This is a genomic window from Runella sp. R0.1_18, from assembly GCF_057652155.1.
Window position 1 is genome coordinate 1 of the sequence record NZ_JBYFCK010000041.1, and the last position, 11,194, is coordinate 11,194.

Here is an 11,194-nt window from a genome sequence, read left to right on the forward strand (position 1 = left end):
CTGGCGGGATTTAGGGTATGCCATCGGGGCCTTACTGACCGGCATACTGGCTGACTGGGTAGGTATTTATCCGTCCATACTGGTGGTCGGAGGTCTTACCATCTTTTCGGCTCTGATAATCCAATTCCGCATGGCCTGCCAAAAGAAGAACCTCACCAACCGCCGAAGAAATCGCCAGGATCATTGGTGTAGGCCAGTCAACGGTTTACCGTTATCTGGAAGCAATGGGGCAAAAAAGGATTTTATAAAAGAAAAGTGAAATTTTGAACGTAAAACACTACATTACAAATAGTTAACTCAATATCGTAGAACATTCGCCCCGTTTCTTTAATGGAGGCCAAGTATGCACCCGCAGCCAAAGAACCAGCAGGATTAGGATAAGTAATGGTGCTTAATCTGTCTATCTTACTTTTGGCCCGAATCGGGAGTTGCAACCATATTCGTATAGAAAACGACCTCTTGGTGGTTTCGCCTTTGAATGCTGATGAGGTGCCACTATCTGCCAAAATGCTGCAAGAACAAATCAATGCAAGGTTACCAAAGGTTTCGTTGGTAGAAATGATTCAGGAAGTAGATGGTTGGATAAACTACTCAATGGAATTAGAAAACGCTTATTCTGCACGAAATCCACAACACCAAAACCTCAAATATGCAGCTTTTTTTGCTAATGCCTGTAACCTTTCACTGGCTGATTTGGCTCGTTCTTCTGATTTAGATTATCAATCGCTTTGGTGGGTAGCTAATAATTATTTTGCAGATGAAAATCTCAAAAAAGCTAACAATTTGTTTGTCAATTATCATAATAAGCAATGGCTAAGTGGTTATTGGGGCGGCGGTACATTGTCATCTTCAGATGGACAACGATTCCCAACCGGTGGCAAAATTCGTAATGCCAAATCGCTGCCAAAATATTTCGGTTATGGGCAGGGGGTACAAATTTATACCCATACAGCCGACCAATTTTCTCAATTTGGCAGTCAAATTATTAGTGTCCATGAACGTGATGCAACTTATGTTTTGAATGAAATTTTGGCAAATGAAACTGATTTGCAACTTGATGAACATACAACTGATACCCATGGTTATTCTGATTTGAATTTTGCTCTCTTTGATTTAGTCGGAAAACATTTTTATCCCAGAATCAAAGACTTGAAAAGCCAAAGACTTTATAAAGCAGTTGGCATCGGAGTTCCACAAATTACTTATCCGGCATTAAAATTCACAGGCACTGTTAATGTGGATTACCTCAAAAAACATAAAGACGAAATGACACGAGTAGCTGCTTCTTTAATAATGGGAACTGTTACACCTGTTACGCTTATTGCTAAACTACAAGCCTATCCCAAGCAAAATAATCTGATGTATGTACTGCAATCTTATGGGCAGTTGGTCAAAACCATTTTTATCTGTAAATACTTACTCAGTCAACCATTAAGAAAGAGAATCAATGCTCAACTCAATAAAGGTGAGCAACTGCATGGATTGAGGGTTTATTTGTGGTTTGGGGGGGATGGAGTTATTCGTAAAAGACAAGAGCAGGAGCAACAAGTAACGGCACGAAGTCTTAACTTACTAACAAATATCGTCATTGTTTGGAATACTGTTTACATTCAGGAAGTATTAAAACAACTTCAAAGCGAAGGATTTCAGGTAGATGAGACTGATTTTCAGCATATTTCACCTGCTCCTTTTGAGCATATAAATCGCTTGGGCAAATATTCTTTTGAAAATACCTTTGAAATGGATACAAACGGGCTTAGACCACTAAGAAAAAACCGATAACAAGCTCTATCAAAGCTCTTCAAACCGCCGTTTTCCGCAGATTTGCAGAAAGAACCTCTACTCAGGAGTGTACCATGGTATCATCATGATAGGATACTCAGCTAGCTGTCCAGATCTACGAGGGAAAAAACCATCGCTAAAAAGTAAGTGAGTAAGCCTACTCTTAACGCCTAATATAAGGGCAAATAAAAAAACCGTAGTTTATTCGATTTTTATGGTTGATGGGTGATTGGCTTCGGTCATCCAATCGTACGCAAATATGCCCCCACCTATTAGAGAAGATAAAAGGAGATTATGGAAGCCTAAAAAGAAAGCGAAGCGTTAGCAAGCCATGACTTTGTCAGGACAAAATCTAACGCAAGCTATTGGCGGGGAATTGGCACTTCTCTTACTTCGGTATTACTTTCCAATAGCCACCTCTGTCTCCCCCCATTCTTTCGATTTTCTTCTCCTCTTTTAGCGTTTTTATGGCTCTTTCGATGGTTTTTGTACTCACTCTGAGTTCTTTTGCCAAAATTGCTGTTGTGATGGTAGAATTCGTTCTAATCAACGTCAGTACTTTCTCCGACATTTTCTCCGACATTTCTCCGACATCTTTGGCAGGAAACGTGTTATTTTGTGGTACTTTCTCGATTTTTTGTTTTATTTCAAGCATTACACTGGCAAAATCATAATCGAACACAGGAGCAGGTAAACCATAATTGATACACTCGTTGATAATTCGAATGGTGCCTCTTCCCCATTGCTCAATGTAGCCAGTTCTGAAAAGGGCCGTTGAAATACTAGGGTTAAAAGGTCGCGAAGCATGTTTTTGCTTTAAGTTTTCGACTGTCCAGTTTTCGGGTAACGTACCTTCGTTCCAAAAGATGATTTTATCAGCATATACACTGATTTGAATGGGAATCCCGCTGCTGTAATCTTTGTGAGCAATGGCGTTGAGCAATGCCTCCCTCAGGGCTGCTTCTGGAAACGGGAGTTCCTCGATGCGTTGAATACCCTCATAACTAATAAGTGCTTTTAGGTATTTGGTACGCAACAAATCAAGTGCTTTTTCGATTTGCTCAAATAAATGCCCGTGGATTTCGTCCTGAAACAACAAATCATCATCCGTGCGGAAATAGCCAATTTTCACAAAAGCCCCAGTGACGTACTTTTCGGGATCGGGATGAAAGAGCAAAATGGCCGCTCTTTTCAAGAAGTTACCTTCGGTCAAATGAAGCTTTTCGAGTAATATGTCGTTACTTTCCTGTACAATTTCTTCCGTCAGTCGATTAGATTTGATGGCCTTTGTTCGGAAAAAATCAAAGGCCGAAAGGCTCAAATCGTTTGCTGAAACATGGGGAATTGGCACTGCATCCCAGCGTCTTCCTTGTTTGTTGAGCAAGAACTTATCCAAAGCAGCTCCTTTGAGTTCTTGTTTGGTACTACCACTGCGGTAATGATACTGCCCTTTGTAGCTGACTGGGTACGGATAAGCCTCTACGCTAATTTCTAAATAATTTCCTTGAAGACTCGTTTTTAAATCCACATCCACCACAATACCCAAAATATCCCGCACCTTATTTGGAATGTCTTCTAACATTTTTTTTGCATCATTAAGCCCTGTTACTTCCCCTTTGTCGTTGATACCGATTAAAAGTTTGCCGCCAGAAGCATTCGCAAAACCGCCAATCCACTTGATATACTCGTCACGCCAAGTTTCTTTCCATTGTATATTTTGACTTTCTTCCATTCTACAAGCTGTGTAATTCTAGCAAGCTTTTGAGCTTTCCAAGGTTGTTTTAGTGCTATCAAATATACTCTATTTTTAGTAAAACCTGACTTGTTTTTGTTAGAATAAAAGTAAGGAGCTATTCAATTTTGAAAAGGTATTTTGTACGCGTATTTCATTTTATTATCGTTATTATTCCGTTATATTAGCATTATATAATATATAACATTGATATTGAAAATATAAATATTTTTTTCCCTGTTAACTATATAAAATTATATAATAGTTATATATATGGTCGCAATCTTATAGCGGTTCATTATAAAATTACCTGATAATCAGATAATTAAGAAAATAAAATTGGTCGCAATCTTATAGCGGTAGCCATTTTAGTCGCAATCTTATAGCGGTAACCGTCGTTTCGGTCGTAATCTTATAGTAGCAATACCGTTTCGGTCGCAATCTTATAGCGGTAAGTCGTAATCTTATAGCGGTAAAAAGCATTTCGGTCGCAATCTTATAGTGGTAAAAACCTGCTTTGGTCGCAATCTTATAGCGACGACTTGTATTTTTCTAAGATTCACTCGGCTTTTCTTCATTCAAGTTCTGTATATAACTGTCAAGAAGCTCCTGAAGGCTTAAATCTTCCGATTTATCATGCTCCGACATAAAACTTGCTTTATACACGTCGCGTATAATCCGATCTTTCAACTCCTTATCGTACTCCCGATTGGTAAGCCACTTTTGAAACAATTCAAAGTTATCAACGTACTGAGGGAACTGATCATCAAACGCCTGACGAAGCCGCTCGTTGAGTAGTTTAAAAAACAAATTTTTCTTATTCCCTTCCAAGGGCAATTGAGTTAAATCAAATGTCAGCCGAATACTGTATGCTTGTTTTTGTCCTTTATCTGTAAAAAACTCAATTTGAAATTTCAAATCAGAGTGTTCTGCAATGTTTTTCAGGTACTTATGGAGAATGAATTTACGGTGCTTTGGAAGTTGGTCTTCAATATTGGCAATTTCACAAAGAAAGTCAAAATTGGGAGTTAATACGTTGGTACTATTATAAATCAATACGTTTTGCATCCCCGCTAAATAAATATACAGGTTTTTGATACGACCACTGTTTTTATTGGATGCTACCCGTAAATAATCCTTTAAACTCAGTGTTACGTAGAAACTCATCAGGTTTTCAACAAATCCCCGTCCTAATTTAAAAGAATAAAACCTTTTTTGTGGGCGATTTACATTATAGCTTACTCGTATATCACTGATAATCTGTACGAAAGAGACGTTAAGTTCTTTCATACTGGGAATTTGCGTCTTTTCAATCCGAGATAAAGGGATATTGTTTGCCGCCAAACGATACAACGTATATTCAAAGACGCTCTTAAACTCATGTCCTAGCAAGGTAGGAGGTTTAATCATACCCGTTTCAAAAATTGGATGTGTTTTTTGCAAATTTGGCGATTTGTAGCCCATCAACTTGCAAAAATCATTGATGGCAAAGTTGGTGTACCCAAATAAGTCTGTTTTATACGAATGGGCTAGAAAGATGATAATATCCCGTGCAAGTGTGGCGTCTTCCTTAAAATTACGCTGTATATCGGGTAGGTTATAAAATAGATTTCTATCAAGCCGGACGCGATCCAGCCACTCCTGGGCGTTGTTTGGAATGAAGGCAATGGATTCAGATTTTAGATTCATACAGGTGTAAAGTCAATTAAAGAGACATATCACTATAATTAGGATCGCGTTTTGCTATAAATTGTAAGTCTTCATTAAAGTCTTTCAAATGAGGTTTATGGATTGTCAACCAATTTGATGGCTTTTTTTCTTTGGCCAGAAATTCTTCCAGTATTCCAAGAGCCAAACCCATAGTATCAATATGCACATCGACCCATCCATCGTTTCGAGAGGCTACAAATTTTTTAGTGTTTTTAAAATACTTTTCAACCATTCCTTCAAGAAAAGGCACTTCATTTGACGGATTTTCGACTTCATATCGAAATGAAAATATTATTTTTTGTCCATGAGACTGCACAATGACTCTCAGATTAGCAGGGTAGTCAGGGTACATCAACGCACCCATCAGTTTTACATTTTGTACCAAACCGCCTTTATCCTTATCATTGGCCAGTACAATTTTGTCCGGACGATAGAGCTCAACCAAGTACTGAATAAATTGGGGTTGAGTATCGCTTAAATTCCCCGCCGTTGCGACGTAAAGTCTTTTTTCAGAGGGGTATGGTAAAAACAATTGGTGGTACGAAAGCGCATCAATGGGGCTTTCGGTAATGACCATAGTAACATTTTCCGCGTCATTCATTGCCAAATCAGACACCCAACAAGCGTCCCCCCGAGAACATTCGATTTTATTATAGCGTGCATTTCGGACAATCGCCGCAACCACTCCCGTTTGATTTCGTAATGGGAATGCTGTATTTATGTACAAAACTCCATTGAACGTAAAGGTCTTATTGAATATTTGCTGCTGAAAACAAGCTTCCGAGGCTGTTTTTACAGTAATACCACGTTGATTCAAATAAGAGAAGTCGGATAGTGGCTGAAATTTAAAATCATAATTAGCGTCATACTCGGTAGTAGGGGGGAGAGTGGGGCGCAAAACACGTTTATTAGTTCTAATCTTTCCTATTTTCAATTCATTCAAATACCCATCCAAAGCGCCAAACACATCCTTCCAGTTTCGTTGGCTTCTATTAAACTCAAAGTCGAGAACGCTACCCCTATCTTTTGTGTCAACAGGATTGAAGTAACCTTGGTAACCAGTATTTTGGTTAAAAAAAACAACAATTACATCTCCCTCTTTCTTCAAAACTACGTAGTTGCGCGATGTTTTCTTGGGGTTAATAGCAAACCCTTTCCATATTGCAAACTCCACCAAATCAATCCGCGCTTTATAATACTCCCAATTATGTTTGCCCTCTTGGGTCAACCTTTCCATCTATATTCTATTTTCAACTTTTTATATACCACTATAACATTACGACTTTCATTTGTCTAGTTTTTTGAGCTTTGAAGCACAGCGTATGATTTCGTCACAAATCCTGACCATTCCTGTTTGTTGTAGTTGCTTCGTTAACTCTGACAACTGTCGAATCAGTACCTCTTTTGGATTCTCTTTAGCTGGCTTGGAAATCGTTTTTTTGGTATCCACTAGCACTTTTTTAACTGCCTGCTCAATCTCGTCAACCGTCGCCAAAGGAGATTCAGGGGTAACTGTTTTTCCAACCTGCTGAATAATCGTTTTGTTAACTTTAGTTTGACCCGATAAAATCCCTAATTTCAGGCTCGGATCCAGTTTTTCTAAACCCGAAGCAAATTCAGCATCTCGCTTAATTGTTTTCTCACTTACATTAAAGCGTTTGCCTAATTTTTGGGAGGTTGAAACCACCTCAGTGCCATAAAGGACATTTTGTCCCTTATGCCCATTTTCCTCCATGGCCACGGTGGTTTCACCTTCTTCAATATCATAAAGGACATTTTGTCCCTTATGCTCCAAACGCTCATATTTCCCTTTTTCTTTTTTCTCAGTTAAGTACTTCATTCCCCTTAAATAAGAAATTTGCTCGGGGGTTAAGTTTCTTCTACCTAACTGATTATCAATCATATACTGCCTCACGTCGTACAAGGTATTAAAACTGACCAAATGAATTTTGAAATCAATTCCATGCTTCATACAAATACCGTAGCGATTGTGTCCATCAATCAATACATACACCGTATGGGTATTTTTAGCATCAGGATTTATTATATCCTTGGTAGTTTGCCAAATCAATAACGCTTCTCGACAGCCTTCTCGAATGATATTTTGTTCTAGTTGTTGTCGTTCATCCATTAACAGCGGCGGGATGAGCTGTTCTAGTTCTGGAAGGATGAGAATTTGCCTTTTAATTTCTTCAAATTGCAAAAGCCCTTGATCTTTGATTATTTTTTTTTCTCCGAGATTGAGTTGGTATTTTTTCATTAGGGATGTATGTTTTAATAACCCGAAACTTCTCTTGCCAATTTTAGATAGTCCTGCGCTCCGTTGGATTCTGAAGCGTATTCAAAAATATCCTGCTGTGCAATTTGCGACTCTTTCAACGCAACATTTTGACGGATGAGGGTATTAAATATCTTAAAACTTGACAGCGATTCTTTGATATAGTCAATCATGTCTCGATGAACCTTTAGACGTATATCTACCATAGTTAATACAATTCCTTCTATGGTCAGTTCGTAATTAATCCTATCTCTCACCTGCGTAATTCGATCAAACAAATTATTGACACCCTTTAAGGCTGAGGCTTCAGGTTGCAGTGTTACCAAACACCCCGTAGAGGCTACCAAAGCCGAGTTAGTAAAAATGTTTAAAGCTGGGGGGCAATCAATGAAAATATAATCGTATTGACTACGAATTGGGGCAATCACATTTTTAAGCTGATTAACTCCGCCTATAGCTTGCACCAACTCCAAATCAGCGTAAGCCAATTCCAAATCACTAGGAGCTAAATCGTAATTATCGGCTAGGTTACAAATAGGCAGTGGTTCTCCCTTTAACAGCGACTGCACTACCTGCTTTTCAGGATTATCGTGTCCTAGTGCTTGGGAAAGATTACCTTGAGAATCCATATCAATCAATAGTACACGGTAACCGAGCTTTGACAAAGCCTTGCCCAAATTGAGGGTTGTGGTAGTTTTTCCGACACCTCCTTTGTGATTGACTACTGAAATTATTTTTGCACGTGAGTTTGCAAACTCGTTAAATCCATATTTGACCAAAACAGGATAGAGACTTGCCAAATGTTTCAGGTTTAGTTGACGATCTCCTGTCAGAGATTTAGATAAGGTGCTAATGGGTAATTGAGCTTCTTTTTCTAAAACAGATAATGAAAGTGCTGGATTTTGTTTTAAAAAAGAGACTACTTTTTCATGAGTGAGCATAATCTTTTTTTGCCTTAAAATTAAGACAAATCAATTTATTTGTCAAAATTTATAGACAAATTTATTACTCCAAACTAACAAGACTTGGAAGATTTACGCTAGTTTTTTCAAGATACCTTCAATCAAACGAAGGAATCTGTACTTACCCCCAAAAGCTGCTTTCTCGGTTAATACCTAATTCATCTACAGCCAATCTGCCATAATAGGATTATTGAGCACTTTTCTCCAGTAGCTGTTTTCGTAATTCGTCATTTTCCGTCACATACCTTTGGAGTTGTCCTTTTAGGTAGGCATTTTCAGAAAGCAACGCAGAAATCATTTTTTCCGTCTCATCGTACGGTATAGCTTCCTCAGATTGTTTGGCTTGATTAGCATAACCCCTACAAGTTCCACAACAGTACTTGGCTGTAGAGCGACTAGCAAAGAAGGGTGTCCCGCACCAAAGACAGTTTTTTTCAAAAACCTTCGCGTTATACTTAAAGTTAGAACGATCTAATTGTGGCATATAGAATATGTGATTATCGTATAAATATAGACTTAATTTTTCACACGCTCAAAAACATACTGTTATAATGTCGCTATAAAAACTTTTTTCAATTGCATATATCGTTAACTATTGGATATTTTTTCAAAAGAAAATTATAGAGTTTAAGCCCAGTTTTATCACTCTTTAGGGCTATATGTTTTAGATTAAGTTCCTGCTTGAGTAGATGCTTGCAAAGGTTTCATACTATTTCCAAAACAAAAAAAACTAAGTTATCAATTGCACTTTCAAAAGAATCTTCTAGTCGAGATAAGAGCGTATCTCCTATGATTTTGGGTGAATTAAACAAATTGTTTCACGGATTTTGTGTAGATTTCACGGAAAAAAAAGTAGGTTTCACGGAAAATAAGTACCTAGTTGAGACTTTTGCACGATTATTGCTTGAGGCAAAAACCAAAATTGGCTTGCATTTGCATCTTTCAAAGAGGGTATTGATAACAACCAAAACTACATTCATCTTTGCCAACCTCTAACTCATAAACAATAGACTATTCCTAACTCTACTAGGAGTAAGTGATAGTGTTTATTACCCCAACAACAAAAAGATGATAGGACGTTTTACCCGAGTCTATATGTACATTTGGTATATATTATCTATAATCATACTCTTCCATATCAATCCTACTAGTGGGCATACAAAGACCATCCTGAAGAAAGGAAAGGGGAAGGAGAATGTGCGCGTTGGTAGAAATAAGGCAACAGCACCTTTCAATGTACCTACGCTAGACCGACCTATACTAGCAATTCTTCCAACTCTACCCAAACGAAATACGCCCTACGTACTCGATCCGATTCGATTTACCTTAAAAGCCAATAAGGATACCGTAGAGGTAGGCGAGGAAATTGAGCTAACCATTACCGCCGAATTGCTTGATATACCTCCTAGTGCCTTTTTCATTTTTGAAGAACAAAAAGGGTTCTCTCTCAAACTGTTACTACCAGACAACTTTGTACAGACGGGAGGGAACTATTATGAGTATATTGAAAAAAAACTAAACCTAGATGAACGCCAGGCCACCTTTCTATTAAAAGGTTACTTTAACAGTGTTGAACAAAAAGCCAGCATAATTCTTCTTAGAGGAGGGATAAACGGAATAAAAAGTGTTTTTGAGAAAAAAGGAGAATTACAGTTTAATTTAAAAGAGGGATGCCCATTAAACAAAGATATTGATATAATAAAAGCCATTTATAGTATCGACTCATCACAAATACTCATCTCTACCAAGCCGAACAATGAGTACCTATTTAGTTCAGATGGAGAAAAATTTTATTCTGAAACTTCGTTAAAAAACTCTAAAAAAAGCGATTTTATACTAATAAAAAGTACAAAATACCCCAATTGCATATACAAAAAAAATATATCTAACAATCCTTCTACTAGTGCCCGAAAAGAGGCAATAGTATCTGATCCATGTAACATATCACTGACAACGGATCTATATGAATTATGTGATGGCTATGGGAGTGCAACAAGCTCAAAAGATATAACAAATCAATCTCAAAATTTAAGGGTAGGAAGTATAAATAATTACACTGCAACACTATCTGCTTCAAACTGTTATACTACAGTATGGTATAAAAATGGGAATGTAGTCTTGACTGATGGAGGCACCGCATTATTTAATCAGCCAGGAACATACACTGTTTACTGTCAAACCACTTGTGGCGATTGGAAATGGAGTAATAATAGTATTACACTGACATATAATCCTTGTTGTAACCAAAGCTATGAGGGTGATTGGCGAGAGATTGCACTTACTAAATGTGAAGGTAATGATTTAGTACATTATGAACGAGACTATAACCCATGCTCTCCCACATATACAACACATAGACCGGGAAGAACAGAATCATGTGGGTGTAATGATAGACAAGGTTGGTGGTGGGAAACGAGCCAAACAGGTTGCGATGGGAATGATTTGGTGTTCCAAGAACGAGACAACAACCCATGCTCTCCCACATATGGAGAGCATAGATGGGGAAGAAGAATTTCATGCGGTTGTAATGATAGACAGGGTTGGTGGTGGGAAACGGGCCAAACAGGTTGCGATGGGAATGATTTGGTATTCCAAGAACGAGACAACAACCCATGCTCTCCCACATATGGAGAGCATAGATGGGGAAGAAGAATTTCATGTGGATGCAGTAATCGTCAACCTGTTTGGACTGACAATCAGCAAACAAGATGTAATGGAAATGCTTTAGAA

General features: G+C 38.0%; 8 protein-coding genes and 1 pseudogene. 3 read left to right on the forward strand and 6 right to left on the reverse strand.

Annotated features, from left to right (window positions below):
* A pseudogene (locus AC23P2_RS30490) lies at positions 1–259 on the forward strand (hypothetical protein); the annotation flags it as partial.
* 248 nt (positions 260–507) lie between these two features.
* On the forward strand, positions 508–1,782 hold the full coding sequence (locus tag AC23P2_RS30495; RefSeq protein ID WP_487776696.1) for a Tn3 family transposase: 1,275 nt from the start codon (positions 508–510) through the stop codon (positions 1,780–1,782).
* A 388-nt stretch (positions 1,783–2,170) separates the two neighbouring features.
* Here AC23P2_RS30495 and AC23P2_RS30500 read toward each other — a convergent pair whose 3' ends face one another.
* The 6 genes from AC23P2_RS30500 to AC23P2_RS30525 form a co-directional block, all read right to left on the reverse strand.
* Entirely contained in the window at positions 2,171–3,514 is a 1,344-nt protein-coding gene (locus AC23P2_RS30500) for an ATP-binding protein (protein ID WP_028523406.1), read from the reverse strand.
* A gap of 552 nt (positions 3,515–4,066) precedes the next feature.
* Complete coding sequence (locus AC23P2_RS30505; protein ID WP_028523405.1) at positions 4,067–5,203, reverse strand: hypothetical protein; 1,137 nt, start codon at positions 5,201–5,203, stop codon at positions 4,067–4,069.
* A 16-nt stretch (positions 5,204–5,219) separates the two neighbouring features.
* Positions 5,220–6,461 (reverse strand): toprim domain-containing protein, encoded by a 1,242-nt coding sequence (locus AC23P2_RS30510; RefSeq protein ID WP_028523404.1) that lies wholly within the window; start codon positions 6,459–6,461, stop codon positions 5,220–5,222.
* 48 nt (positions 6,462–6,509) lie between these two features.
* Positions 6,510–7,484, reverse strand: coding sequence for a ParB N-terminal domain-containing protein (locus AC23P2_RS30515; protein ID WP_487776697.1), 975 nt, complete (start codon positions 7,482–7,484; stop codon positions 6,510–6,512).
* A 14-nt stretch (positions 7,485–7,498) separates the two neighbouring features.
* The gene (locus AC23P2_RS30520) at positions 7,499–8,443 is read right to left on the reverse strand and encodes a ParA family protein (protein WP_028523416.1); all 945 of its coding nucleotides are present in this window, start codon (positions 8,441–8,443) and stop codon (positions 7,499–7,501) included.
* 208 nt (positions 8,444–8,651) lie between these two features.
* Positions 8,652–8,948 carry a hypothetical protein gene (locus AC23P2_RS30525; protein WP_028523415.1) on the reverse strand — a complete coding sequence of 99 codons (297 nt, stop codon included), beginning with the start codon at positions 8,946–8,948 and terminating at the stop codon, positions 8,652–8,654.
* A 584-nt stretch (positions 8,949–9,532) separates the two neighbouring features.
* Here AC23P2_RS30525 and AC23P2_RS30530 point away from each other — a divergent pair.
* A partial coding sequence (locus AC23P2_RS30530; protein WP_487776698.1) for a hypothetical protein occupies positions 9,533–11,194 on the forward strand: 1,662 nt, incomplete at its 3' end.